The organism is Nitratidesulfovibrio liaohensis, assembly GCF_011682075.1.
Lineage (GTDB): Bacteria > Desulfobacterota > Desulfovibrionia > Desulfovibrionales > Desulfovibrionaceae > Cupidesulfovibrio > Cupidesulfovibrio liaohensis.
The window spans coordinates 1-24571 of the sequence record NZ_VSMK01000442.1; the positions used below are offsets into that span (position 1 = coordinate 1).

Genomic DNA, 24571 nt, shown 5'->3' on the forward strand with positions numbered 1-24571 from the left:
CACGCCGGGGCGCGGCACATCCGGGTGGTGCTGCGGCGCGAGGGCGGCTGCCTGCGCCTGGTGGTGGCCGACGACGGGCACGGCTTCGACGTGCATGGCGAACGCCCCGGCGGCACGGGGTATCTGGGCATCGTCAACATGCGGGAACGGGTGGCCGCCTTCGGCGGGGAATTCCATATCGACAGCGGCGCTGGCGGCACCACGGTGCGGGTAAGCGTGCCGCTGGAACAGCCGGACGCGCAAGGGGGCGGGACATGCGGTTCCTGATCGTGGACGACCACGCAGTGGTCCGCAAGGGCATCATCGAGATCGTGCATGACTTCGTGCCGGACATCGCGCCGGACCTGACCTTCGACGAGGCGACCACGGCGGCGGAGGCCCTGCGCCTTGCCGCGCGCCAGCGGCACGACCTGATCCTGCTGGACATCTCGCTGCCCGATGACAGCGGGCTGGCCACCCTGGCCCGGCTGAAGGAAGAGGACCCGGAACGCCCGGTGCTGATCCTGAGCGTGCACCGCGAGGACGAGTATGTGGTCCACGCCTTCCGCAACGGGGCCGACGGCTATATCACCAAAAGCTCCGCGCCGGAGGAACTGCGCGAGGCGGTGACCCGCATTCTGGAGGGCGACGTGTACATCAGCCCCACGGTGGCGGCGGCGCTGGCCACTGCAGCCACGGGACGGATGCGCGGGGCTACCGGGCATGGGGCACAGGATGGCGGTGTGCCGCCGTACGGGGGTGGGGTGCCGAATGGCCTTGGCGGGCTGGCCGCACTGCTTTCGGCGCGGGAATACGAGGTCATCGCCCGGCTGGCGCAGGGCGCCACGGTGGCCGAGATCGCCCGGGTCATGAACCTGAGCGGCAAGACCGTGAGCACCTACAAGACCCGGGCCATGCGCAAGCTGAACATCACCAACCAGGCGGAACTGCTGCGCTTCGCCATGCGGCACGGACTGTCCATGTAGCCTGCCCGGAGGGGCGACAGGCCTGCCGTCCGTCCGGTTTCGTCCATGTAGCCTGCCGGTCGCCAGCCTTGTTCGCGGATGGCCGGGGGCGGGCGGCGCATTGCCTGCGGCACCTTTCCGCCCTCATCCTGCACGGCCAGCCGCCGTTACTCCTTCCTTTCCCGCCGCTCCAACTGTTCCAGCCGTTCCTCCAATGCACCGATGCGCACATGCTGGCGCTGGACGCACTGCATGAGCATGGTGGCCACCTCCTGCATGGTCAGTTCGCGGTCGGGCCACCATGGGGCATCCGGGTCGGGTACTTCGCGGAACAGCACGCCGTCACCCCGGTCGTGGGCGTCGGGCATGCGCAGGGCCAGCCGCCGGTTGTGCGGGGCGTAGTGGGCCAGCACCGTGGCGCGCATGCCGGGCGACAGCAGCCCCACATGGGCGAAGGGGGCAGCGGCGGCGCGGGGCAGCGCGTCGTGCAGCATTGCGTAGGGGCCGTTGTCGAACACCCCGTCGAACATTGCGCGCACCGTGCGCAGCAGCTTGATGGCCTCCGGCGTGAAGCCGTGGTTGGTGTTGAGGTTGGTGGCGGGCGGCGGGGGCAGGTGGGCGATGGAGCCCACCCCCAGCAGGCCCAGCAGGTCGGCCACCACGTCGCCGCATTGCAGGGCGAAGCGCTCGTAGGGGCGCACCACCACGTCGGCGGGGTCCATGAAGCCCCACACCTCTTCCAGCCAGGTATGCTCCAGCACGGAGACGGCGGCGCGAAAGAACACGTCGTCCAGCGCCCTGTCCATGAGGGCGCGGGCAAAGTCGTCCGGCGTGGGGTACTGGTCGTACTTCAGCCCCCACTGCTTCCAGGCATCCTCCATCCAGGTGTCCTGCCGCCGCACGTAGCACACGGCCACGGCGCGCAGGCCCGTGCGCTCCGTGTGGCGGCGCACCATGTCCGCATAGGCGGGCAGGCTGGGGGCTTCCAGGCTCAGCAGCAGGATGGGGGTATTGGTGGCGCGACAGGCGTCCACCGCGCGGTCCAGATAGTCGTCCTGCGCGTCGGGTTCCATGCCCATGATGACGGCCCCGTGGTGTGGCAGTTCGAGGTTCGGGTCGCCGGGGCTGTCGGGGGGCGTCCCGTCGGGCACGCGGTCCGGGTTCAGGGTGGGGTAGAGGATGCCGTGCTGGCGGAACAGGGCGGTGCGGTTGTGGTCGCAGAAGGCCTGGATGGCGCTGCTGCCGGTCTTGGGTCCGCCAAGGTGGGCGACGAGCAGCGGCCCCTTCGCGGGGGCTGGCGTGATGGCCGTGCCGAGCGGGGCGGATGGGGCGTGTTCGGGCATGGCGGCGTCTCCGGCTGGGTATGGCGCGGGGGAATGGAGAGGACGAAGGGGCTGCGCCCCGCGCGGATGTGACCATGCTAGGGGAAGGTTGCGGGGCCTGTCGAGCGCGCCGCGCCTTTGCACGTGAAAAACCCCCGGTCCCGTTGAGCGGGGCCGGGGGATTCGTGTGGTTTGGGTAGCGCCGGAGCCGGGGAACGGCCCCTGCGTTTTCAGGCGGGATCAGCCGAACAGGGCCATGCCCGCCTGCACCGCCTTTTCGAACAGCGGCGAGGGCACGATGCCCAGCACCAGCGTGGCGGCGGCCAGCGCCACCGCGCCGCCCAGGCTGAACGCGCTCTGGTCGGGCGCGGGCAGCGAGGTGTTTTCGTCAGGCTCGGTGTAGGCGTGGCGCACCAGCGACAGATAGTAGTAGATGGCAATGGCGCTGTTCAGGGCCAGGGCGATGACCAGCCAGTTGTAGCCGTGGTTCCACGCCGCCGTGATCAGGAACAGCTTGCCCATGAAGCCCGCCGTGGGCGGCAGGCCCACCAGCGCGAAGGCCCCCACCCCAAGGGCAAAGGCCAGCACCGGCGATCTGCGGTGCAGCCCGTTGAGGTCGGACAGGACCAGGTTGCGCCCGTCCACGGCCACGCGGGCCACCACCCAGAAGCACAGCAGGTTCATGACCACGTACACCAGCGCATAGAACGCGGCGGCGGCAAGGCCTTCCGCCGTGCCGGACACGAGGCCCACGGTCACGTAGCCCGCGTGCGCCACGGACGAGAAGCCCAGCATGCGCTTCACGTCCTTTTGCACCAGGGCGCACAGGTTGCCGAAGGTCATGGAAAGAACACCCAGCCAGGCGATGGCCGTGGTTATTTCCAGGCCGGGGTGCAGCACGGCGGCCAGGCGCACCAGAACCACCACCGCGCCCAGCTTGGGCAGGGTGGCCACGTAGGCCGCCGTCTCGTTGCTGGAGCCCTGGTACACGTCGGGGCACCAGAAGTGGAACGGGAACAGGGCCAGCTTGTAGAACATGCCGCACAGGAACAGCGACAGGCCCACAACCGCCGTGGGGCTTGCCGCCCACGACCAGTCACGCGCGGCCAGCGCCGCGATGTACGTGGTCTGGTGCGCGGCCATGATGTACGACAGCCCGTACAGCGAGATGGCCGTGGCCGCCGCGCCGAACAGGATGTACTTGACGCCCGCCTCGGCCCCCTCGCGGGTGCGCCCGCGCAGGGGAATGAGCACATACAGGCTGTAGGACGACAGTTCCAGCGCAAGGTACAGGGTCACCAGTTCTGCGGAGGATGCCAGCAGCATCAGGCCCCACGCCGATACCCCCAGGAACAGGAAGTAGTCGGCGCGCTTGCCTTCCTCCAGCGTGGGCTGGCGGGTGGCGTTGAGCACGGCGATGCAGAAGCCGCCCGCCACGCACAGCTTGAAGAACTGCGACAGGCCGTCCACCTTGTAGGCGTCCCACAGCAGCATGCCTTCGGCAGGAAGCGCCACCACGGCTGCCGCCGTCACCGCCAGCGCGCCCAGGGGCAGCCAGCGGTGCGCCGCAACCGAGGCCGGCCCGGCGGACAGCGCCTGCACGAACAGCACGGCCACCAGCAGCAGCATGGCGCATTCGGGAACAAGCAGGGCAAGGTCGAGGTTCACTGGCGCACCTCCTTGGCGATGGCGGCGGATGCGAGGATGGCGGGCGGTTCATGCCGCACCGCGTCCGCATGATTGAGGGCCAGCGGCGCTTCCTTCACCGGGGCGCGGCCACGCAGGTCGGCCAGCAGCCGGTCGATGGAAGGGTCGATCAGCCGCAGGAAGGGCGCGGGGGCAAGGCCTATCCACAGCACCAGCACGGCGGGCAGCAGCAGGTAGGCCCATTCGCGGCGGTTCAGGTCGTTCCAGGTCTTGGCCGTGGACGGGCTGCCCCAGGCCATGCGCAGGCTGACCCGGAACATGTATGCCGCCGCCAGCAGCGCGCCGGGCACGATGAGCGCGCCCACGGTCAGGCTTTGCTGGAAGGCGGCCACGAACACCAGCACTTCGCCCACGAAGCCGTTGGTACCCGGAAAGCCGAACGAGGCCAGGGCATACAGCCCCCAGAAGAACATGAATGCGGGCAGGTACTTGCCCATGCCCATGTTGTCCGCCACCTCGCGGCTGTGGCTGCGTTCGTACATGGCGCCGATCATCATGAACAGCGCGCCGGTGACGATGCCGTGGTTCAGCATCTGCAGCAGCGCGCCCTGCACGCCGCTTTTCTGGAACAGGAAGATGCCCAGCGTCACGAAGCCCATGTGGGCCACCGACGAATAGGCGACCAGCTTCTTGATGTCGGTCTGCCCCAGCGCCACCGCGCCCCCGTACAGGATGGACACCACCGAGACGCCGATCATCAGCGGGGCGAAGTGCACGCTGGCCTCGGGCGTCAGCGGCAGGCAGAAGCGCAGGAACCCGTAGGTGCCCATCTTCAGCAGCACGGCGGCAAGGATCACGCTGCCCGCCGACGGCGCCTGCACGTGGGCTGCGGGCAGCCAGGTGTGGAACGGGAACATGGGCACCTTGATGGCGAAGGCCAGGGCCATGGCCAGAAAGGCCCAGTACTGGAAGCGGAACCCGAAGGTCTGTTGCATCAGGTCGGGGATGGAGAAGGTGCCCCCGGCGATGCGGAAGGCCACGATGGCCACCAGCAGCAGGGTGGACCCGGCAAGTGTGTACAGGAAGAACTTGATGGACGCGTAGCGCCGCTCGGCCCCGCCCCATACCGCGATGAGCAGGTACATGGGGATGAGCATGGCTTCCCAGAACACGTAGAACAGCACGAGGTCCATGGAGGTGAACACGCCGATGCAGGCGGATGTCATCAGCAGCAGGCAGATGTGGAATTCCTTCACCCGCTTGCCGATGTACGTCCACGAGCACAGCACGCACAGCGGCAGGGTGAACAGGGTCAGCCACACCATCAGGATGCTGATGCCGTCCACGGCCAGGTGGTATTCAAGGCCCCAGCGGGCCACCCAGGTCATGCGTTCGACGAACTGGAAGCCGGCGTCGGGGTTGAAGGCGATGAGCGGCCACCCCGCCGCAAGCCCGATGAGCGACGCCGCCAGCGACACGCGGCGCACGGTCTCGTCGTCGCGCAGGGGCAGCAGCAGCGCCGCCGCCACCAGCGGCAGGAAGATCAGGATGCTGAGGACCGGTATGTCAGGATACACAGGCAGCTCCGTTTTTTGTGGGTCCCGTTGCGGCTAACCAAGGTACCAGACCAGGCCGAACACGCACAGCGCGAAGAAGGCGGCCAGTCCCAGATAATCCTGGAGACTGCCGTTCTGCGTGCGCGCGCCCAGCCCGCCGATGCCCCGCACCGTGCGTGCGCTGCCGTCCACCACGCCGTCGATGGCCTGCCGGTCGAACCACACGGAGCCGAGGGCAATGCCCATCAGCCCGCGCAGGCCGCCCGTGCGGTAGGCCTCGGTCCAGCGGTCATCCAGGAAGGCCAGCGGGCGGCACACGAAGCGCAGCGCCCCGGTACCCACCGCGCGGTAGGCGATGTCCACGTCCAGGTTCAGCCCCTCGTGCGGGGTGATCACCTTGCGCAGCAGGTAGAAGGCCAGACCCGAGAAGCCCAGCAGCAGCAGCGACTGCAACACGTGCCATACGGACCACGGCACGTAGGGGTGTTCCACCTCGAAGGGCAGGTAGGCGTACAGGATGGACGGGGCCACGCCCTGCAGGATGCACAGCACGGCCAGCACGGACATGCCCGCGTACATGTTCCACGGGATGGGGGCCAGCACACGGTCGTTGTCCGTGGGCTTGCCGCCCCAGAAGGCGAAGTAGGGCAGCTTGATGCCCACCGAGATGAACGTCCCCACCGCAGCGATTTCAAGGCCCAGCGCCACCAGCGTCCGGTGCGCTTCCGCCGCGCCGGTGATGGTCATGGTCTTGGAGATGAACCCGTTGAACACCGGCATGCCCGAGATGGACAGGGCCGCCACCATGTACAGCACCATGACCCACGGCAGCCGCGCGGCCAGGCCGCCCAGCTTGTCCAGCTTGGCCGTGCCCGCCGCGTACAGCAGGCAGCCGGTGCCCATGAACAGGAGGCCCTTGTACAGGATGTGCGCGTAGGCATGGGCCACCGCGCCGTTCAGGGTCATGGCCGTGCCCACGCCGATGCCCGCCACCATGTACCCCACCTGCGAGACGATGTGATACGACAGGATGCGCCGGGCGTTGTTCTCTATGCACGCGTACAGCACGCCGTACACCGCCATCACCGTGCCCGCCGCCGCCAGTATCTCCCACCCGGCAAAGCCGCGCGCCAGCACGTACACCGCCGTCTTGGTGGTGTAGGCGCACATGAACACGGAGCCGGTCACCGTCCCGCGCGGGTAGGCGTCGGGCAGCCATGCGTGCAGCGGCACCACGGCGGCGTTGACGCAGAACCCGGCCAGGATCAGCCATTCGTACAGCGGGGCGTTTGCCGACGGGGCCATGGCCGTGAATTCCCACGTGCCAAGGGCCTTGTAGCGCAGCAGCAACCCGGCCAGCAGCAGCAGGCCACCGGCGGTGTGGTAGAGAAAGTAGCGAAAGCCCGCCAGCACCGATTCACGCGTGCGGTTCAGCAGCACGAGGAAGGTGGAGCCGATGGACATCAGTTCCCAGAACACGAACAGGGTCAGGTAGTCGCCCGCGAACACGCAGCCGAACCCGCCCGACACGTACAGGGCGGCGGCAATGTGCTGCCCCCGGTCCTTTACGTGCATGGCGTACAGCATGCCCGCCACCGACATGACGGCGAACACCTGGGCGAAGACCAGCGACAGCTTGTCCACGCGGCCCAGCAGCAGGGTCTGCCCCAGCCAGTGCAGGGTCAGGTGGTCGCCGGGCGTCATGGTGAACACGGCAAACACGGCCAGCACGGCGGGCGCGGGCAACAGCCAGTTCCACCATTGGCCCCGCAGGAAGGGCAGCACCGCCGCCAGGGCCAGGAACCCTATGGCGGGGTGGATGAAGCTAGACGTCTCCATAGTGGTCCTCCCTGCGCACGATGACGGGCTGCACCATGCGCTTCATGATCACCACCATCAGCACGCCCACCACAAGGCCGAACAGCGCCCAGAAGCCGGGGTAGGCATCGAGGCCGAAGTGCGGCTCGTGCGGGCCGACGAACAGGTTCAGCAGCACGAGGGCGGCCAGCACCCCGTACAGCGCCTTCAGCCATGCGCCGCGCAGTTCGCGCTGGCGTTCAAGGAATGCTCCGAGTCCGTTCATGGTGCGCTCCTAGAAGTGGCCGAACGCCTGGATGAAGTTCAGGAACACCTGCGGATACAGGCCCAGCAGCAGCGATATGGCCCCGGTCAGGCACAGCGGTATGACCATGGTGGCGGGGGCTTCGCTGTACTGCTCTATGTTCGCGTCCGGGGCGGGCGGCAGCATGAACGCCCGGTAGAAGATGGGCACGAAGTAGCCCGCGTTGAGCAGGGTGGACAGCAGGAGCGCCACCAGCAGGGCGGTCTGCCCGGCCTGGAGCGACCCGTTGACGATGTACCACTTGGAGACGAAGCCGCACACCGGCGGCATGCCGATCATGGACAGGGACGCCAGGGCAAACGCCCCGAAGGTCCACGGCATGCGGCGGCCAAGGCCGTTCATCTGGCTGATCTTCTTGATGTGCGTGGCCACGTAGATGGCCCCGGCGCCGAAGAACAGGGTGATCTTGGAGAAGGCGTGGTGGGGGATGTGCATCAACCCGCCCTGCACGGCGGACGGCGTCAGCAGGGCCACCCCGATGATCACGTACGAAAGCTGGCTGACCGTGGAGTAGGCCAGCCGGGCCTTGATGTCGTCCTTGGTCAGGGCGATGAGCGAGGCCCCGATGATGGTGAAGGCCGCCAGCCACGCCGTGGGAATGCCAAGGCCCAGCGTGTCCATGGTCTGCACCCCGAAGCCGGAAAGGATGATCCGGCTCACGGAGAACACCCCCGCCTTGACCACGGCCACCGCGTGCAGCAGGGCCGAGACCGGCGTTGGGGCCACCATGGCCGAGGGCAGCCAGTTGTGGAACGGGGCCAGGGCCGCCTTGGCCAGACCCGCGATGTACAGCACGTAGGTAACCCGCACCAGGTTGGGGTGCGCGGCGATGACGTCGGGCGGGAACATGCCGTTCAGCACGTCGCCAAGGCGCATGTCCAGCGTGCCGGTAAGCACGTAGGTCAGGATCATGGCGGGCAGCAGGAACAGCTTGGAGGTGCCCATGAGGTACACGAGGTACTTGCGCGCCCCGGCAAAGCCCTCCGCGTCCTGATGGTGCGCGACCAGCGGGTAGGTGAAGACGGTGATCACTTCATAGAACAGGTACAGGGTGAAGACCGTGGCCGAAAAGGCCACGCCCACCGCGCCGAAGATGGCCACCGCGAAACAGGTGTAGTAGCGCGTCTGGGCGTGTTCGTTCAGCCCGCGCATGTACCCGATGTTGTAACTGGTGGCGAAGCCCCACAGGAAGGTGGCGATGAGCGCGAAGATCATGCCCAGCCCGTCGGCGCACAGGGTAAGGCTGATGCCGGGCAGGATGGTGGTGACGGTGTAGGTGTAGATGACCCCGGAAAGCACCCCCGGCGCAAGTTGCAGCACCGAGACGAAGGTGAGCGCGGCGGCGATGAACGACACGGCCTCGCGCCGGTTGGCGTTGCCGCGCGCCAGCATGATGGCGAAGGGCGCAACCAGGGTTATCAGCAGCGGAATGAGCAGGCTTGCGGATTCTACGGTGTTGGGCACGATCATCACTGCTGCTCCCTCAGGGTGGTCAGGGCGTCGGTGCGGGTGTGGCCGAAGCGGCGGAACACCACGACGATGGCGGCCAGCGCCACGGTGGCTTCAGCGGCGGCAAGGCCCATGACCAGCAGCGTGGCCAGTTGTCCGAGGGTGGCGTCGGCCCCGGTAAGCTGGGTGGCGGCCACGATGGACAGCCCCGCGCCGTTGAGCATCAGCTCCACGGCAATGAGCATGCCCACCAGCGTGCGCCGCTTGACCAGCCCCGCCAGGCCCGCGCCCAGCAGCACGAGGGAGGCCAGTTGGTAGAGCACGAGCGGTTTCACTTGTCCCTCCTTTCCCAGACGAGCAGCACGGCCCCGGCCATGGAGATGAGCAGGACCACCGAGATCAGTTCGAAGGGCAGCACGTAGTCCTCCATCAGCCTGCGGCCAAGTTCCGCCAGCGGAACCTCTGCCGGAATCAGCTTGGAGGCCGTGGGGTGCAGCATCAGGATGGGGGCCAGCAGCGCGCCGGGCAGCATGGCCGCCAGTATGCCCTTGAAGGTGCGCGGGGCCGGGGCGGGGTCCGCCTCGTCGCCATCCGCGTCGGCCCGGGCCAGCATCAGCGCGAAGAAGATCAGCACGCAGATGGCGCCCACGTAGATGAGAATCTGCATGAAGGCCATGAACGGCGCGTTGAGCAGCAGGTACATGCCCGCCACGCCCAGCAGCGTGGCGACCAGCCCCACCAGGGCGCGCACCAGGCTGGCGCAGCCCACGGCCATGAAGCAGCCGACCACGATGACCAGGAAGTAGAAGCCGAAGGCGAGGATTGCCGGTGTTTCCATGTCACGCCTCGCTTGCGGGGGTTGCGGCGGTTTCGGGCGCGGGGGCCGGGGCGGAAGCAGCCTCCGGTGCGGCCTTTTTCGGTTCCGCCTTGCGGGCGGCGGCCTTGCGGGCCAGGCGCGCCAACTGGTCGAACACGAAGTCCTCGCGCCTCGTCCCCACCATGTAGATGTCGTGCGAGAAGCCGATGGAATCCACCGGGCAGACCTCCACGCAGCTGCCGCACAGGCTGCACAGCGAGAAGTCGTAGGTCCAGGTGCCGGGCGCCTTGGGCGGCGCGGGCTTCTTGGGCTTTTCGCCGCGCGCTTCCGCCTCTGCCATGGCCTTCAGTTCCTCTGGCGTGGGCTTGGGGGTGGGAGCGCGGGTGACGGCTATGCAGTTGCTGGGGCAGGCTGACACGCAGAGCATGCAGGCGATGCACTTGGGCTTCGCCGGGTCCTTGTCCAGCCCGATGAGTTCTATGGGCCCCCGGAACGAGGCCGCCGCTTCCGGCGTTACCTCTGCCCGCGGGTAGTGCACGGTGACGCCGGGCTTGCAGAATTCCTTGCCGGTGATGCCAAGGCCCACCACAAGGCTCCACAGGTCGGCGAGGGTGCGGAAGATCGATGCCATTGCGCGATTCCCCCTTTCCTACAGCTTCATGACGAACGCGGTCGCCAGCAGGTTCAGCACGCCGAGGGGCAGCAGCCACCGCCAGTTCAGGTTCAGCAACTGGTCGAAGCGCACGCGCGGGTACGTCCAGCGGAACCACATCATGGTCAGCAGCAGTCCGTACACCTTGGCCAGGAACCACCATGCCCCGTCCAGGAACGGGCCTTTCCACCCGCCCAGGAACAGCACGGTGCACACGCTGCACGCCACGATCATGTTGGCGTACTCGGCCAGGAAGAACATGCCGAAGCCCATTCCCGAATACTCGGTGTGGAAGCCTGCGGTCAGTTCCGATTCGGCCTCGGGCAGGTCGAAGGGGGCGCGGTTGGTTTCGCCCAGCGCGCTGACGAAGAAGATCAGGAACGCCAGCGGCTGCACGGCGATGTTCCACTGCCACGGCATGCCGCCCTGCCCGCCCACGATGGCGGAAAGGCTCAGCGTGCCTTCCTGGAAGGCGATGGCCAGCACGGCCAGCAGCAGGGGAATTTCATAGGCCACGGACTGGGCCACGGCGCGGGCCGCGCCGAGCAGGCCGTACTTGTTGTTGGAACCCCACCCCGCGAGCAGCAGGGCCAGCACGTTGAACCCGGCAAAGGCAAGGATGAGCAGCAGGCCGAGGTTCACGTCCCACCCGGTGAGCAGCGGGCTGAAGGGAATGGGCAGGAACAGCAGCAGCACGGGAAAGAAGGCCAGCACCGGGGCCATCCAGAACAGCAGCGGGTCTGCCCTGTCGGGGCGCACCAGTTGCTTGCCGATCAGCTTCAGGGCGTCGGCCACGGCCTGCAATATGCCTTGCGGCCCCACTTCGTAGGGGCCGGGGCGGCGCTGGATGAAGCCCGCCACCTTGCGTTCGGCGTAGACGAGCAGAAGCCCGTTCAGCCCCACGAAGACGGCCACGCCCACCAGCGCGAGCACCACGTGCAGCACGGAATCGAAGGAGATGGTTGCATTCATGGCGGCCTACCTGTCGATTTCGGGGATGACCATGTCGAGGCTGCCAAGGATGGCAACGGCGTCGGCCAGCAGGGTGCCCCGCGCGCATTCGGCGAACAGGGCCAGGTTGGAGAAGCCCGGCGCGCGCAGCTTGACGCGGTAGGGCGTCTTGCCGCCGTCGCTGGCGATCCACACGCCGATCTTGCCGCGCGCCCCTTCCACCGCGAAGTACGATTCGCCGGCGGGCAGCTTGAAGCTGGGCTTTGGGGCCTTGGGGTGCATGTGCTCGCCCTCGGGCAGGCTTTCGATGGCCTGCTCGATGATGCGCAGGCTCTGCTCGATCTCGGCCATGCGCACCATGTACCGGGCCATGGAGCATTCCTCGTGGCGCACGGGAATCTCGTAGTCGAAGCGGTCGTACACGGAATACGGTTCCGCCCGGCGCACGTCGTAGGCAATGCCGCTGCCGCGCGCCACCGGGCCGCTGGCCCCGTAGCGGGTGACCATGTCCTGCGGGATGACGCCCACCTCTTCGATGCGGCGGCGCAGGATGATGTTTTCCGTCACCAGTGCGGTGTACATGGGCAGGCGCGAGCGCAGGTGCGGGATGAACTGGCGCACCCCCTGCACGAAGGCGGGCCCGGCGTCGGTGTACACCCCGCCGAAGCGGAACGAGCTGTACGTCAGGCGCGAGCCGGTCATGAGCTGCAACAGGTCCAGCAGCATTTCGCGGTCGTCGAAGGCGTACATGATGGGGGTGAAGGCCCCCAGGTCCAGCAGGTAGGCGCCCCACCACAAGAGGTGCGACGAGATGCGGTTCAGCTCGCAGGTGATCACCCGCAGGTATTCGGCCCGTTCGGGAATCTCTATCCCCGCCAGCTTTTCCACCGCGCCCACGTAGGCCCAGTTCCAGGCCAGGGCGTGCAGGTAGTCCACCCGGCCCATGTTGGGCATGAACTGGGCGGGGGTTTTCACCTCGGCCATCTTTTCGTGCATGCGGTGCAGGTAGCCCAGCACCGGTTCCGCCCGGACGATGTATTCGCCGTCCAGTTCCAGAAGCACGCGCAGCACGCCGTGGGTGGACGGGTGCTGCGGCCCCATGTTCAGGATGAGCGATTCCGGGCGGGCACCCTGTTCGAAGCGGCAGGTGTAGCCGTCGCCCGCGATCTGATCGTCGGTGCAGCCTCCGTCCGCCGAGGTGGCGGGACAGGCGGTGCCGTGCGACCGAAGGGTCTCGGTGCTATGCATTGTCGGCGCCCTCCTCGGTTGCGGCGGCCTTGGCCTTGGCCGGTTTGGCGGGCTTGGCGTCCTCCGCCGGATCCAGCAGGGTGAACCCCTCGGCCTTGCGCAGCACGGTGTCCTCGCGGCCTGGCACGGCCAGCAGGGCGGCCAGCGGCGCGCGGGCGGCGTCGTCCTTCAGCAGGGGGTGGCCCTGCATGCCTTCGGGCAGCAGCAGCGGCGCGGGGTTGGGATTGCCGGTGAAGACGATGCCGTAGAAGTCGGCGGTTTCGCGCTCGTGCCATTCCGCGCCCTGGTGGATGTCGGCGATGGAGGGCAGCACCGGGGCGGCGCGGTCCATCAGCACCCGGATGGCCAGGCGGCCCGGGGATGTCATGCGGTCGAAGTGGTACACCGCCGCCAGTCCTTCGCGCACGTCCAGGCCGCAGATGTCCTCCAGGTGCCAGCCTGCTTCCAGCAGCAGGGCGGCGGCGCGGGGCAGCACGTCGGCAGACAGGAAGGCGGACCAGCGCAGGCCGGTGCGGGCCGGGTTTTCCTCGGCCAGGTAGGCGGGGTCCAGCGGGGCCAGCAGCACGTCGGGGGTCACGGAAGCCGTTTCGGGCGTCATGCGCCACCCCCAAGCGAGCCGGAGATTTCGGCGGGCACCGGCCACCAGCGGCGGCCGGTGATCTTGTGCTGAATCTGGAACAGCCCTTCCAGCAGCGCTTCCGGCCGGGGCGGGCAGCCGGGCACGTACACGTCCACGGGCACCAGGTTGTCCACGCCTTCGACGATGGCGTACTGCCCCTCGAAGTTGAACGGCCCGCCCGAGATGGCGCAGTTGCCCAGCGCCATGACGTAACGCGGCGCGGGCATTTGTTCATAGAGGCGCACCAGCGCCGGAGCCATCTTGCGGGTGACGGTGCCCGCCACGATCATCAGGTCCGACTGGCGCGGCGAGGGCCGGAACACTTCCGCCCCGAAGCGCGAGATGTCGAACCGGGCCATGCCCACCGCCATCATTTCGATGGCACAGCAGGCCAGGCCGAAGGTCATGGGCCACAACGACATGGCCCGGCACACATCCAGGATTTTCTGCACCGGCGCCACGTTGACGATGGGTGCATCAACCCCGCCCGTGGCCGGTGCGATGACCGGGGGCCTTACAGGGCAATCTTGCGCGGCCATGTGAACACCCCCTTGGCGCGGAAATAGACCAGGGCAAGCACGAGGAAGAACAGGAAGACGCAGATTTCGAAGAAGGCGGTCCAGCCCACGGTGGTGTGGTAGTGGGCGGCGGCGGGGAACAGGTACAGTACGTCCACGTCGAAGGCGATGAACAGCAGGGCGTAGACGTAGTAGTTGATGCCGAAGCGGGTCCAGGCGTTACCATGGGGGCGCATGCCGCATTCGTAGGACATGCCCAGGTCGCCGCCGCGCGCCCGTGGAGCCACGAGCAGGGCGAGGATGAGCGGGCCGCCCGCGAACGCGAGCCCCGCGATGAGGAAGAGAATGATAGCAAGATGCAGGATGTCGAAAACCATCGGTCACCTCCGGAAACCAGTGAAACCGCGGCGCGGCCGCGGCATTGGATTGCCCGTTGCGTGCGCATGCCATGTCAGGAGCGCCTGACATGCGGTGCGCGCCGGCGGCGACCGTGTCCGCCGGGTTGGCGTTTGCCCGTCGATGGTGGGCGAAACGCGGAGGAAGTGGAGTCCTGGTGGGCTACCTCACCGTGTTACTTTTGTCAAATTGGTGTTACTGCTTTGGTTTTAATGCTACGCTGGTATTTGCTGCGTGCCGTGTTCCTGACCCTTGCGGAAGGCCCGGCGGCGTCGGTCTGCGGCGGTGCGGGGCCTTCCGCTGCCTGCATGCCCGAATCTGCCGCCGATGAACATGACCGGCGTCACGGACCACGTCCGGGCTCCGTCCCCCCTTCGCCTCCGCCACCCCCCGTCATCCAGACGGGAGCCGACGCCAAAAGGGCCGCCCGGCGAGGGGCGTTGGCTGGTTCGCGTGCCGAACAGACTAATGGTCTATCATCCGTATATCACCCAATGTCAGTAACCGCTACCATGTTTGGAAATTCACGTGGAAATATTTGCGCTTCGCCGAAGGGTCTTGCGGCGCGGCGGCGAAAACCGGGGCAAGCGGCGAAAACCGGGGGCATGCGCGGGAAGGGATAAAGCTGTCTGGGTAGCCAACCGAATTGGTTGAACGGCGAAAGAAGTTTTTACGGAACATTCCGCCAGTACTGAGCTTTTGAATCCAGATGCATGGGGGTGGGTGTGCCCTGCCCAGAAGGCTGCCCGGCTGGTCGGAAAAGGTCGAGAGCGGGGGTACGGAAAGTGGCGGGAGCATCAGGAGACGCCACGTGACGTTGGGGGGCGGGAGCCGGGCCAAGCCGGGGGGAGCGAAGGACGCAACGGACGGGCATGCCGCCGGGCACAATGGCGGGCGCAATGGCGGAGCCCGGCCAGGCAGGCGCGCGTGGCCGGATGGGGACGGCGGGAAAGGGGAAGTGACCGGAAAAAGGGGAGCAGGCGCTACGGGGGACTATTCGACGGCCTGCGCGGCATCGAGCATGGCGTCCATCCACAACCCGGCCACGATGTCACCGCCCTCGTCGGTGAAGTGGCAGCCGTCGCGGCGGAAGGGCAGGCCCACCTCGTCGGTATCCGGCCCCAGGGTCACGTTGGGCACCTGGTGGGCCAGTTCCTGCTGGGCCTGACGTACCGATTCGCTGCCGAAGCGGCGGCACAGCGAGGTCTGCGAGACCAGCACCGGGTTGTCGATGCCGAAGGTGCGCAACGTGCCCACCAGGTCAAGGAAGTCGTATTTGTACAGCAGGCGCGGCAGCGAGTTGAGGGCGTCCGATTCGCCGTGGAACCAGAACACGTAGTCCGGCCGGATGGGCAGTTGCTGAATGGCCTTCAGCCGTTCCTCCAGCTTGGGCCGCACCGGGCCGCCGGGCAGCCAGTAGGACAGCGGCGAACCGCCTTCGGCGATGACCGAAAGCACCACGTAGCGCCAGCGGCCCGTGGCCAGCGCCATCCGCGCGAAGCGCGACCACACGGATCCCCGTTCGCCGGTACCGCCCAGCATGGGATCCTCGGCGGGGTACAGGGTGCCGTCGTACTCGATGAACACGTTTTCCAGGTCGTCGGAGGGCAGGGGGGTATCCACCTCGTTGGCGGCGTTGGACTGCCCCATGACCAGCACGTACAGGGTGTTGCCGTCGGCCAGGCGCTCCAGGGGCACCGGCTCGCGGGCGGAGACATCGGTGATCAGGTCGGAATCGTCGAACAGGCGGTAGTCGTACAGCCGTGCCTTGGTGTAGCGGGCCAGACCCACCACGCCGTCGCGCAGTGAGGGATGGGCCAGCAGCATGGCCGCCAGCAGGACTGGCAGTGCCATGAGGCGGAACAGGCGGGAACGGCGCGACATGGGTGTTTTCTTGGCGGATATGCCGGGTTGCGGGGGGGGCGTTGCCTGACTGCGGCGGAACGTTGCCTGGCTGCGGCGGAACATTGTCGGTATGCGGGACGGACTTTGCCGAGCCGCGAAGGCGTGTTGCCGGGGCTCCGAAGAGCTTTGTGGATGCCTTCTAGAACCACCACGGGCGGATGGCAAGGGGCAAATGGTAACGGTGTGTGACAGCCCCGGCGGGGCGCCGGAGGGGGGACGAGGAGAGCGGACCTGAGGGGCAGTGTCCGTTGCGCAAGCCGGACAGGGGGCGCCGGTTTGCCAGGACTGTAGCGGGGGTGTACCGTACCGGGCAATTCCTTCCCAAGACCGTGCCAGCCCCGCAAGGGGCCGGGAACCCGCGCGGCCCGGAATCACCCCCGCAACATGTCAATCAACAGGGGGACGGCTTGCCCGCGAGCTGTTCACGGTGCCCTCATGCCCCACGTGTCTTGTGTCGGCTGCGGCTGGTGCTGCCTGTCGGACCAGTGCCTGGTCTCGCACCATCTGCACGGCTACGTGCCGCGCTGCCCGGAACTTGCCTGGGACGCCGCGCTTGGCCGGTACCTGTGCCTGCTGATGGCGGCGCAGGCATCGCACCCCGCACCATCCGCCCCGCCGCCGGAGATATCCCGGTCAGGCAGGCCCGACCGCAACATGTCCGATCCTGCGGGGTTCCATCCAGATACGTCCGGTCCTGACCTGACCGAACTGCGTCAGGGCCTTGGCTGCTGCGCACCGCTGTGCTCGTGGCGGTGCGACGTGCGCGAACGGGGGTAGCTGCGGGGGCAGCCCCATGCCAGCAACCGGGACATCAAACGGCCACGAGGGCAATGCACCCGTCGCCCTGACAGCCCGTCGCCCCTACGCTTCCCAGACGTCCAGCCGGTCCTCGGGGATGGCGTGCTCGGACAGGAAGGCCCAGGCCACGTCCTCTTCGCCTTCGGGCACGATGAGCACCAGATGGCCCTTGATGGCTTCCGCGTGGCGGGCGAAGGCCAGCAGCCGTTCCGCCAGTTCCTGCGTGGCGAACGCCTCGCGCGGGCATATCTCGAAAATGCAGGCCACGCCCTTGGCGTTGGTGGCGGTCAGGTCGGGCATGTGCCCTTCCACCGGGGCGGGTTCCGGCATGTCCTCGTAGCCGCTTACCAGAAGGCCGGTGAAGCCGCTTTCCTCCAGCGCCTCGTAGGCTGCCTCGAACAGGTAGTCGTAGCCGTCGTCTTCTTCGTGGTTGGCCATGGAACCCTCTTGTGCGCCTTGCGGCGGAAATGTGCGCGGCATCCGGCCCCTGGCACGGGGCCTGCCGGGTGGTGCCTCATGCCCTAGACGGGGGCGGGCCCGGCGTCAAGCGCAAGGCGAGCGGGCCATGCGTCCCGTTACGGCGGCGCGGCCCGGTTTGCCCTGGGGCATTGGGTACGCAAAGGGCCGCCCCGAAGGGCGGCCCGTGTCGTTGCATGTCTGCCGTCCGGCAGGGCATGGCCCTACTTGATGAACAGCATTTCCTGGTAGCTGGGCAGGGCCCACAGGTCGTCGGCCACCACGGCTTCCAGCGCGTCGGCGTATTCGCGCACCTTCAGCATGGCGGGCAGGATCACGTCGCACATGTGCTTGGCTTCGGCGTGGGTGCTGTCGGCCTCGTGCTCCAGCTTCTTCTCCAGTTCGCCCACGGCGGCCTGCATGGCGCGCAGCTTGGCGGTCACGTCTTCAAGGGTGACCACCTTGTAGTCGTGCCCGGCGGCCTTCAGGTTGGCGCAGGTGGCGGCCAGTTCGCCCTGGTAGCGCATGGCGGCGGGGAAGATGATGGTGCGGGCCATGCGGATGACCAGGTTGGCTTCGGTCTTCACGGTTTTGCAGTACTGCTCGAGGTAGATTTCCTCGCGCGACTTCACTTCCGCCTCGCTGAACACGCCGTAGGAGGTGAACAGCTTCACCACTTCGGGGGTGCTCAGCACGGGCAGGGCGTCGGGCGTGGTCTTCAGGTTGGGCAGGCCGCGCTTTTCCGCTTCCTTGTGCCATTCCTCGGAGTAGCCGTCGCCGTTGAAGATGACCTTGTCGTGCTCCTGCATGATCTTCTGGAGCAGCTTCTGCACGGCCTCGTTGAGCTTGGCGGGATCGCCCTTGGTGGCCTTTTCCAGTTCGGTGGCGATGTAGTCCAGCGATTCGGCCATCATGGTGTTCAGGGCCACCTGGGGACCGGCGATGGACATGGACGAGCCCACGGCGCGGAATTCGAAGCGGTTGCCGGTGAAGGCAAAGGGGCTGGTGCGGTTGCGGTCGCCCGGATCCATGGGCAGCGGCGGCAGCACGTCCACGCCGATGTTCATGACGCAGGCCTTCTTGCAGCCGTTGACCTTGCCGGTCTTCAGTTGCGCGAACACGTCGGCCAGCTGTTCGCCGAGGTACACGGACATGATGGCCGGCGGGGCTTCGTTGGCGCCCAGGCGGTGGTCGTTGGACGCGGACGCCACGGTGGCGCGCAGCAGGGCGCCGTACTTGTGCACGGAGCGGATGGCGGCGGCGCAGAACACCAGGAACTGGGCGTTTTCATGCGGGCTGTCGCCGGGATCGAACAGGCTGCCGAGGTCGGCGTTGCCGATGGAGTAGTTGAGGTGCTTGCCCGAGCCGTTGATGCCCGCGAAGGGCTTTTCGTGCAGCAGGCAGACCATGCCGTAACGCTTGGCCACGCTGCGCAGCACGGTCATGACCAGCTGGTTGTGGTCGGTGGCCAGGTTGCTGGTTTCGAAGATGGGGGCGATTTCGTACTGGCTGGGGGCCACTTCGTTATGGCGGGTCTTCACCGGCACGCCGAGCTTGAACAGCTCGCGCTCCACTTCCATCATGAAGGACAGCACGCGGCGGGGAATGACGCCGAAGTACTGGTCCTCGAATTCCTGGCCCTTGGCGGGCTTGGCGCCGAACAGACTGCGGCCGCAGATGTGCAGGTCGGGCCGGGCGAAGGCGAAATTGCGGTCGATGAGGAAGTATTCCTGCTCGGCCCCGGCAAACGAAACCACGGGCAGCTTGGTTTCGGTGCCGAACAGTTTCAGCACGCGCTGGGCCTGCTTGTTCAGGGCCTGGTTGGCGCGCAGCAGCGGGGTCTTCTTGTCCAGGGCCTCGCCGGTCCACGAGACGAACGCGGTGGGGATGCACAGGAAGGTGCCGTTGGGATTTTCCAGGATGTAGGCGGGGCTGCTCACGTCCCACGCGGTGTAGCCGCGCGCTTCGAAGGTGGCGCGCAGACCGCCGGAGGGGAAGCTGGAGGCGTCGGGCTCACCCTGGATCAGCAGCTTGCCGCTGAACTCGGCCAGTGCGCCGCCCTTGCCGTCGGGCACCAGGAAGGCGTCATGCTTTTCGGCGGTCAGGCCGGTGAGCGGGTAGAAGACGTGGGTGAAGTGGGTGGCGCCCTTTTCGATGGCCCAGTCCTTCATGGCGTTGGCGACCACGTCGGCGATGGAGGGGTCGAGCTTTTCGCCGAGTTCGATGGTCTTCTTCAGCGACTTGTAGACGGCCTTGGGCAGGCGGTCCTTCATGACCTTGTCGTTGAAGACGTTGCAGCCGAACAGCTCGGTGGGCTTGGTTTCGGCGAAGTTCATGGGGGCCGCGCTCGGCTTGTAGTTGGTGATGGCCGAGATCGCGTTCAGACGGGCCTGGATTCCGCTCATGGACGTTCTCCTGAAAGGGGGTTGCGGTAATCGCGATGCTTACAAATTTGTTGCATGTGTCCGGCGCGACCTGCTCGCGCCAGTGTCCCTGTTCCCGTGGTCGCCCTGCCGGGGTGCGGCGGCGTGCCGGTTCCGCCGCGTGGCACGTGGCGGGTGTCGGCGCGGTGCGACGTCAAAAGCAAAAGCAAGAAGCGGTCCACTAAAAAAAAGACCGGTGTTCCGTGCGGTTGGCAGTTCGGCCTGCGCACGGGGCCGGTAAAAAACACGCAAATTTTACAAATTCGTACAAAATATAGGGTGCTGTGCCCCTATGATTTTTGCAAACTTGTAACAGCAGCAGCTTTTGGTGGCAAGCGGGAAAGCTGGGGGGGGCGGCAGGAGAGGCGCAGATGAGGGGGCATGCGCGGGCGCGTGGCGTGGGGCAATCCTTTTTCCTGGTCCAGCCCCTCGTTGGTCTGCGCCCTGCCCGCTCATATATGTTGATGCGGCGCGCAACGCAAAAGGGCCGGGATCATCTCCCGGCCCTCGTGTCTTTCTTGGGGTGGCGCCTACAGCGCGTGCACCAGTTGGAAGGGGCTCTTTTCCATGTCTTCCATCAGCCCGGCCCAGTCGCCTTCGCCCCGGGTGCGCAACACCACATAGCGGGTGCCGGGTGCGGCCTTTTCGTTGGTGGACATGATGCTCTGCAGGCGGAAGCCGCGCGCCCGGACGAGGTCGCCCGCCTCCTTGATGGAGCCGGGCCGGTCAGGCAGCACCAGGGCCAGCCGGTGCCCGCCGCCGCGCACGCCGGTGATGTCCACCATGACCCGGAACAGGTCGTTGTCGGAAATGATGCCCGTCAACCGCTGGCCGCCGGGAACAGCCTCCGTTACCGGCAGGCAGCCGAAGTCGCGATCGTGCATGATCATGGCCGCGTCCTCGATGGGCGTTTCCGCCGGTATGGAGACCACCGGCCGGGTCATGGCCTGGCTGACCTTGGTCTTGGCCAGCAGGTAGTTGATTTCGTAGATGTCCAGCGATGTGCCCTTGGAGGGCAGGTAGGCCTTGATGTCGCGGTCGGACAGCATGCCCACCAGCAGATCGTTTTCGACCACCGGCAGGTGCTTCACGTTGCGCTCGCGCATCATGCCCGCCGCGTACGAAATGGAATCGTCGGGCGTTACCGTGTAGACGTGGGTGGTCATCCAGTCCTTGACCAGCATGGGAACCTCCGTTGGAAAATGGCGGGGCGGCGCGGCGCGCTACACCCCGAGGTAGGCGGCCTTCACGTGGGGGTCGCGCAACAGGTCGGCCCCGGCCCCCTCCTGGGTGATGCGCCCGTTTTCAAGCACGTAGGCCCTGTCGCACAGGGCCAGCGTCTGCCGCACGTTCTGCTCGACGATGAGCACGGTCATGCCTTCGTCGCGCACCGTGCGGATGACATTGAAGATATCCTGTACCAGAATGGGCGCAAGGCCCAGGGATGGCTCGTCGAACATGATCAGCCGGGGCAGGGCCATCAGTCCCCGGCCTATGGCCAGCATTTGCTGCTCGCCGCCGGACAGGGTGCCGGAAGCCTGCCTGCGCCGCTCGGACAGGCGCGGGAAGATGGAGAACACCCGCTCCTTGGTGCGTGCTCTCTCCTTGCGTGCCCTGCCGCGCAGCGATCCCATGTCCAGGTTTTCCTCCACGCTCATTTCCGGAAACAGCCGCCGCGCCTCGGGCACGTGGGCCAGGCCCTTTTCGATGAGGGTGTACGGTTCCACGGTGTGGATGGGCTCTCCCGCCAGCAGTATCTGGCCCTTGCCGGGGCGCAGCACGCCCGACACCGTGCGCATGATGGTGGACTTGCCCGCGCCGTTGGCGCCGATCATGGCCACAATCTCGCCCTGGCCCACCCGGAACGAGACGTCCCAGATCACCTGCACGTCGCCGTAGGCGACATCGATGTTGCGAACCTCAAGCACCGTGCTCCTCCCCCAGGTATGCTTCAACGACCTGCCTGTCGGCGCTGATTTCCGCGGGCGAGCCCTCGGCGATCTTCTGGCCGAAGTTCAGCACCACGATGCGGTCCGAAATGGCCATGATCACCTTCATGTGGTGCTCGATGATCATGACGGTGATGCCCTGCTGCTTGATGCCCCGGATGATGTCGATGGATACGTCCAGTTCCGCCGGGTTAAGCCCCGCGAACGATTCGTCCAGCAACAGGAATTCCGGCTGGGTGGCCAGCGCGCGGGCTATTTCCAGCCGTTTGCGCTTGCCCAGCGGCAGGCCCTTGGACAACTGGTCGCGGTCGTCCCACAGCCCGGTGAAGTGCAGCACCTCGTCGGCCACATCCTGCGCGCCCTTGCGGGTGGGGTTGCGCAGGAAGGCCGACGCCAGCACGTTGTCGAACACGCTCATGCGCGACAGCGGCTTGACCACCTGGAAGGTACGGGCAATGCCCATCTGGCAGACCTTGTGCGGCTTCAGCCCGGATATGGGCTGGCCCTTGAACAGCACCTGCCCTTCCGAGGGGTTGTAGAAGCCGTTCACGCAGTTGAACAGGGTGGTCTTGCCTGCGCCGTTGGGACCGATGAGGGCCAGGATTTCGCCCTGGCGCACGTCGAAGTTCACGTCGTGCAGGGCGGCCAAGCCGCCGAAGAACATGGACAGCTTGCGGATTTCGAGCATGCTCATGCCGTGGCCCCCCTGCGCAGCAGCTTGCGCCGGAGCACCGGCCAGTCACCCACCAGCCCGTTGGGCAGGTAGATGATGATCACGATGAGCAGCACGCCGAACATGGTCTGGTAGGCCACGCCGATGAGCGGCAGCGAGCGGATGTATTCCGCCAGGATAACCATGATGCCCGCGCCCAGCGCCGGGCCCCACTGCGTGGCAACCCCGCCCACCATGACCACCATGATGATCAGGATGGAGATTTCGCCCAGCGAGAACACCACCCCGGGATCGATGTACCCCATGTAGTTGGTGTAGAACGCCCCGGCCAGGCCGGTAAGCATGGCGCTGACCGTCAGCGCGATGGTCTTGTAGCGCGTGGTGTCTATGCCCATGGATTCCGCGGCGTCCTGGTCCTCGCGGATGGCCACGAAGTAGTATCCCCAGCGCGAATGCACGATGGCCCGGCACACCATGAAGCCCAGCAGGGCCAGCCCCAGGATGATGTAGTAGTACTGCGTCTTTTCCACCCAGGTGCGGGTGATCATGATGCCGAGGGTGCCCTTGGTGAAATCGGTAAGGTTTTCACAGGTGATGCGCAGCACTTCCCCGATGGCAAGGGTTGCCAGCACGAAGTAGGGGCCTCGCAGCCGCAGCACCACAGAGCCCATGGCCAGTGCCACCAGCGCCACCAGCGGCAGGCTGACCAGAAAGCCCCACCAGGGCGACAGGCCCAGGTGCAGGTGGATGAGGCCCGCGCTGTACGCGCCCATGCCGAAGAACGCGGCATGCCCGAACGACACCTGGCCGCAGTAGCCGCCCAGCAGGTTCCAGGCCATGCCCGCCAGGGTCCACATGATGGACAGGATGAGGATGTGCATGACGTAGCTGTTCAGGCCCAGCAGCGGCAGCCCGGCCAGCACCGCCAGCACGACCAGCGGAACGAGGTTGTTTTTCATTTCGAAAGCTTCCTGGTCTTGAGGAGCGAGGCGACGCCGCCCGGCAGGAACACCAGCGCGGCCACGAAGATGACGAAGCGCCCAACCGGCGCCCAGCCCATGCCCACGTAGGTGGCGGTCATGGATTCGAACACGCCCAGGATCAGCCCGCCCAGGATGGCGCCCAGCGTGGACCCCAGCCCGCCAAGGATGGTGATGACGAAGGCGATGAGCGTGAACTGCGACCCCAGCGCGGGGAACAGGTAGTAGATGGGGATGAACAGGCAGCCCGCGCAGGCCACCAGCGCCGAACCGAGACCGAAGGTGATGACCCGCATCAGCCCTACGTTCACGCCCATGATCAGGGCGGCGTCCTTGTCCTGGGCCGTTGCGCGGATGGACTTGCCCGTATCGGTATGGGCCAGGAAGAACCACAGCAGCACGGTGATCACCACCGAAAGCAGGAACGACACAGCCCACGGCAGCGACAGGGATATTTCAACCGGCGTGCCCGCCCACAGGTCGGACAGGTAGAAGGCAGTGGATGCGTAGTCCACCGGGGTGGACCGGTAGTCGGAGGTGAACAGGATGGTCGCCACGTTCTGCAACACCAGCCCGATGCCCACGGTAAGGATGACCTGGTTGTGCGGCAGGATGGATTCCACGCGCAGCACCGGGTTCACCAGCGCCTTCTGGATCAGCATGCCGAAGGCGAACATGAGCGGCGGCGCGATGAGCAGCGACACGTATGGGTCGATGCCGAACAGGGTGAACAGCCAGAAGGCGATGTACATGGCCACCATCATCAGCTGGCCATGGGTGAGGTTGATGATCTTCATGACGCCGAGGATCAGCGTCATGCCGATGCCGATGAGCGCGTACAGGCCGCCGAGCAGGATGCCGGCGACAAGGGTTTGCAGGAACACTTCGGCTTGCACCCACATGGGGCGTGACCTCCCTGATTTGGTTGGCCTGAGTCAGTTGGCCTGTGTTGACTGGCGGCGGGTTGTCCGTGCGGCGGCGGACGGGCATGCGCGACCCTGCGCAGGAAGGCTCGTCCAGAGTCCGGAAGGGTGGGCGTTGCGCGCGGGGCGGTCCGGCTATGGGGCCTCCGTCCTGTCGGTGCCGGGTTATGCGAACCCGGCACCGGCAGCCGTGCGGAGGGGCGGACGGGGATCAGCCACGGTG

At 66.8% G+C, this 24571-nt stretch carries 25 protein-coding genes; 3 read left to right on the forward strand and 22 right to left on the reverse strand.

What is annotated here, in order from left to right; translation table 11 throughout:
• Together FVW27_RS13750 and FVW27_RS13755 are read left to right on the forward strand one after the other, a co-directional pair.
• Window positions 1-267 (forward strand): sensor histidine kinase (locus FVW27_RS13750; protein WP_341806142.1); only part of this gene is annotated, 267 nt, incomplete at its 5' end.
• Window positions 255-965, forward strand: coding sequence for a response regulator transcription factor (locus tag FVW27_RS13755; protein WP_167126066.1), 711 nt, complete (start codon window positions 255-257; stop codon window positions 963-965). The genes FVW27_RS13750 and FVW27_RS13755, both read left to right, overlap by 13 nt.
• 146 nt (window positions 966-1111) lie before the next feature.
• On the opposite strand, the gene FVW27_RS13760 is transcribed toward FVW27_RS13755, so the two are convergent.
• The 15 genes from FVW27_RS13760 to FVW27_RS13830 all read right to left on the reverse strand — a co-directional run bounded on the left by FVW27_RS13760 (window position 1112) and on the right by FVW27_RS13830 (window position 16125).
• Window positions 1112-2287: a hypothetical protein gene (locus FVW27_RS13760; protein ID WP_167126069.1), complete on the reverse strand. Its 1176-nt coding sequence runs from the start codon at window positions 2285-2287 to the stop codon at window positions 1112-1114.
• 219 nt (window positions 2288-2506) lie between these two features.
• Window positions 2507-3934 (reverse strand): proton-conducting transporter transmembrane domain-containing protein, encoded by a 1428-nt coding sequence (locus tag FVW27_RS13765; protein WP_167126072.1) that lies wholly within the window; start codon window positions 3932-3934, stop codon window positions 2507-2509.
• A complete protein-coding gene (locus FVW27_RS13770) occupies window positions 3931-5490 on the reverse strand; it encodes a complex I subunit 4 family protein (protein WP_167126075.1) in 1560 nt (519 codons plus the stop codon). Before FVW27_RS13770 ends, FVW27_RS13765 begins: the two co-directional genes overlap by 4 nt.
• Window positions 5491-5523: 33 nt before the next feature.
• On the reverse strand, window positions 5524-7308 hold the full coding sequence (locus tag FVW27_RS13775) for a Na(+)/H(+) antiporter subunit D (protein WP_167126078.1): 1785 nt from the start codon (window positions 7306-7308) through the stop codon (window positions 5524-5526).
• Window positions 7295-7552 carry a hypothetical protein gene (locus FVW27_RS13780; protein WP_167126081.1) on the reverse strand — a complete coding sequence of 86 codons (258 nt, stop codon included), beginning with the start codon at window positions 7550-7552 and terminating at the stop codon, window positions 7295-7297. Before FVW27_RS13780 ends, FVW27_RS13775 begins: the two co-directional genes overlap by 14 nt.
• 9 nt (window positions 7553-7561) lie before the next feature.
• On the reverse strand, window positions 7562-9061 hold the full coding sequence (locus FVW27_RS13785) for a monovalent cation/H+ antiporter subunit D family protein (RefSeq protein WP_167126084.1): 1500 nt from the start codon (window positions 9059-9061) through the stop codon (window positions 7562-7564).
• Window positions 9061-9375 carry an NADH-quinone oxidoreductase subunit NuoK gene (gene nuoK / locus FVW27_RS13790; protein WP_167126089.1) on the reverse strand — a complete coding sequence of 105 codons (315 nt, stop codon included), beginning with the start codon at window positions 9373-9375 and terminating at the stop codon, window positions 9061-9063. Before nuoK ends, FVW27_RS13785 begins: the two co-directional genes overlap by 1 nt.
• A complete protein-coding gene (locus FVW27_RS13795; RefSeq protein WP_167126092.1) occupies window positions 9372-9878 on the reverse strand; it encodes an NADH-quinone oxidoreductase subunit J family protein in 507 nt (168 codons plus the stop codon). Before FVW27_RS13795 ends, nuoK begins: the two co-directional genes overlap by 4 nt.
• Window position 9879: 1 nt before the next feature.
• Window positions 9880-10488 (reverse strand): 4Fe-4S binding protein, encoded by a 609-nt coding sequence (locus FVW27_RS13800; protein WP_167126095.1) that lies wholly within the window; start codon window positions 10486-10488, stop codon window positions 9880-9882.
• A gap of 18 nt (window positions 10489-10506) precedes the next feature.
• On the reverse strand, window positions 10507-11481 hold the full coding sequence (nuoH, locus tag FVW27_RS13805) for an NADH-quinone oxidoreductase subunit NuoH (protein WP_167126098.1): 975 nt from the start codon (window positions 11479-11481) through the stop codon (window positions 10507-10509).
• Between the two features lie 6 nt (window positions 11482-11487).
• Window positions 11488-12708, reverse strand: a complete 1221-nt coding sequence (locus tag FVW27_RS13810; protein WP_167126101.1) for an NADH-quinone oxidoreductase subunit D — start codon at window positions 12706-12708, stop codon at window positions 11488-11490.
• Window positions 12701-13306, reverse strand: coding sequence for an NADH-quinone oxidoreductase subunit C (locus tag FVW27_RS13815; RefSeq protein ID WP_167126104.1), 606 nt, complete (start codon window positions 13304-13306; stop codon window positions 12701-12703). Before FVW27_RS13815 ends, FVW27_RS13810 begins: the two co-directional genes overlap by 8 nt.
• Window positions 13303-13866, reverse strand: coding sequence for an NADH-quinone oxidoreductase subunit B (locus FVW27_RS13820; protein ID WP_167126107.1), 564 nt, complete (start codon window positions 13864-13866; stop codon window positions 13303-13305). Before FVW27_RS13820 ends, FVW27_RS13815 begins: the two co-directional genes overlap by 4 nt.
• Entirely contained in the window at window positions 13842-14222 is a 381-nt protein-coding gene (locus tag FVW27_RS13825; protein ID WP_167126110.1) for an NADH-quinone oxidoreductase subunit A, read from the reverse strand. The genes FVW27_RS13820 and FVW27_RS13825 overlap by 25 nt, the downstream gene beginning before the upstream one ends.
• 1012 nt (window positions 14223-15234) lie before the next feature.
• Window positions 15235-16125, reverse strand: a complete 891-nt coding sequence (locus FVW27_RS13830) for a sialate O-acetylesterase (RefSeq protein WP_167126113.1) — start codon at window positions 16123-16125, stop codon at window positions 15235-15237.
• 456 nt (window positions 16126-16581) lie between these two features.
• Between FVW27_RS13830 and FVW27_RS13835 the strand changes: the two genes are divergently transcribed.
• On the forward strand, window positions 16582-16923 hold the full coding sequence (locus tag FVW27_RS13835; RefSeq protein WP_167126116.1) for a hypothetical protein: 342 nt from the start codon (window positions 16582-16584) through the stop codon (window positions 16921-16923).
• A gap of 84 nt (window positions 16924-17007) precedes the next feature.
• Here the strand turns inward: FVW27_RS13835 and FVW27_RS13840 are convergent, their stop codons facing one another.
• From FVW27_RS13840 to FVW27_RS13870, 7 genes are all read right to left on the reverse strand, one after another.
• Window positions 17008-17382, reverse strand: a complete 375-nt coding sequence (locus tag FVW27_RS13840) for a hypothetical protein (protein WP_167126119.1) — start codon at window positions 17380-17382, stop codon at window positions 17008-17010.
• A 242-nt stretch (window positions 17383-17624) separates the two neighbouring features.
• On the reverse strand, window positions 17625-19805 hold the full coding sequence (locus tag FVW27_RS13845; protein ID WP_167126122.1) for a glutamine synthetase III family protein: 2181 nt from the start codon (window positions 19803-19805) through the stop codon (window positions 17625-17627).
• A 548-nt stretch (window positions 19806-20353) separates the two neighbouring features.
• Entirely contained in the window at window positions 20354-21007 is a 654-nt protein-coding gene (locus FVW27_RS13850) for a CBS and ACT domain-containing protein (RefSeq protein ID WP_167126125.1), read from the reverse strand.
• Between the two features lie 39 nt (window positions 21008-21046).
• Window positions 21047-21751, reverse strand: a complete 705-nt coding sequence (locus FVW27_RS13855; protein WP_167126128.1) for an ATP-binding cassette domain-containing protein — start codon at window positions 21749-21751, stop codon at window positions 21047-21049.
• Entirely contained in the window at window positions 21744-22466 is a 723-nt protein-coding gene (locus tag FVW27_RS13860) for an ABC transporter ATP-binding protein (protein WP_167126131.1), read from the reverse strand. The genes FVW27_RS13855 and FVW27_RS13860 overlap by 8 nt, the downstream gene beginning before the upstream one ends.
• Entirely contained in the window at window positions 22463-23404 is a 942-nt protein-coding gene (locus FVW27_RS13865; protein WP_167126134.1) for a branched-chain amino acid ABC transporter permease, read from the reverse strand. The genes FVW27_RS13860 and FVW27_RS13865 overlap by 4 nt, the downstream gene beginning before the upstream one ends.
• Complete coding sequence (locus FVW27_RS13870) at window positions 23401-24327, reverse strand: branched-chain amino acid ABC transporter permease (RefSeq protein ID WP_012612707.1); 927 nt, start codon at window positions 24325-24327, stop codon at window positions 23401-23403. The genes FVW27_RS13865 and FVW27_RS13870 overlap by 4 nt, the downstream gene beginning before the upstream one ends.
• Window positions 24328-24571: the final 244 nt, after the last annotated feature.

Bases quoted from the DNA above. Each gene is read 5' to 3' on its own strand.
- FVW27_RS13800 (WP_167126095.1), bottom strand. From the start codon at position 10,488: ATGGCATCGATCTTCCGCACCCTCGCCGACCTGTGGAGCCTTGTGGTG.
- FVW27_RS13780 (WP_167126081.1), bottom strand. From the start codon at position 7,552: ATGAACGGACTCGGAGCATTCCTTGAACGCCAGCGCGAACTGCGCGGC.
- FVW27_RS13785 (WP_167126084.1), bottom strand. From the start codon at position 9,061: ATGATCGTGCCCAACACCGTAGAATCCGCAAGCCTGCTCATTCCGCTG.
- FVW27_RS13870 (WP_012612707.1), bottom strand. From the start codon at position 24,327: ATGTGGGTGCAAGCCGAAGTGTTCCTGCAAACCCTTGTCGCCGGCATC.
- FVW27_RS13860 (WP_167126131.1), bottom strand. From the start codon at position 22,466: ATGAGCATGCTCGAAATCCGCAAGCTGTCCATGTTCTTCGGCGGCTTG.
- FVW27_RS13865 (WP_167126134.1), bottom strand. From the start codon at position 23,404: ATGAAAAACAACCTCGTTCCGCTGGTCGTGCTGGCGGTGCTGGCCGGG.
- FVW27_RS13830 (WP_167126113.1), bottom strand. From the start codon at position 16,125: ATGTCGCGCCGTTCCCGCCTGTTCCGCCTCATGGCACTGCCAGTCCTG.
- FVW27_RS13795 (WP_167126092.1), bottom strand. From the start codon at position 9,878: ATGGAAACACCGGCAATCCTCGCCTTCGGCTTCTACTTCCTGGTCATC.
- FVW27_RS13825 (WP_167126110.1), bottom strand. From the start codon at position 14,222: ATGGTTTTCGACATCCTGCATCTTGCTATCATTCTCTTCCTCATCGCG.
- FVW27_RS13755 (WP_167126066.1), top strand. From the start codon at position 255: ATGCGGTTCCTGATCGTGGACGACCACGCAGTGGTCCGCAAGGGCATC.
- FVW27_RS13835 (WP_167126116.1), top strand. From the start codon at position 16,582: ATGCCCCACGTGTCTTGTGTCGGCTGCGGCTGGTGCTGCCTGTCGGAC.
- FVW27_RS13850 (WP_167126125.1), bottom strand. From the start codon at position 21,007: ATGCTGGTCAAGGACTGGATGACCACCCACGTCTACACGGTAACGCCC.
- FVW27_RS13775 (WP_167126078.1), bottom strand. From the start codon at position 7,308: ATGGAGACGTCTAGCTTCATCCACCCCGCCATAGGGTTCCTGGCCCTG.
- FVW27_RS13810 (WP_167126101.1), bottom strand. From the start codon at position 12,708: ATGCATAGCACCGAGACCCTTCGGTCGCACGGCACCGCCTGTCCCGCC.
- FVW27_RS13840 (WP_167126119.1), bottom strand. From the start codon at position 17,382: ATGGCCAACCACGAAGAAGACGACGGCTACGACTACCTGTTCGAGGCA.
- FVW27_RS13845 (WP_167126122.1), bottom strand. From the start codon at position 19,805: ATGAGCGGAATCCAGGCCCGTCTGAACGCGATCTCGGCCATCACCAAC.
- FVW27_RS13815 (WP_167126104.1), bottom strand. From the start codon at position 13,306: ATGACGCCCGAAACGGCTTCCGTGACCCCCGACGTGCTGCTGGCCCCG.
- FVW27_RS13760 (WP_167126069.1), bottom strand. From the start codon at position 2,287: ATGCCCGAACACGCCCCATCCGCCCCGCTCGGCACGGCCATCACGCCA.
- FVW27_RS13820 (WP_167126107.1), bottom strand. From the start codon at position 13,866: ATGGCCGCGCAAGATTGCCCTGTAAGGCCCCCGGTCATCGCACCGGCC.
- nuoH (WP_167126098.1), bottom strand. From the start codon at position 11,481: ATGAATGCAACCATCTCCTTCGATTCCGTGCTGCACGTGGTGCTCGCG.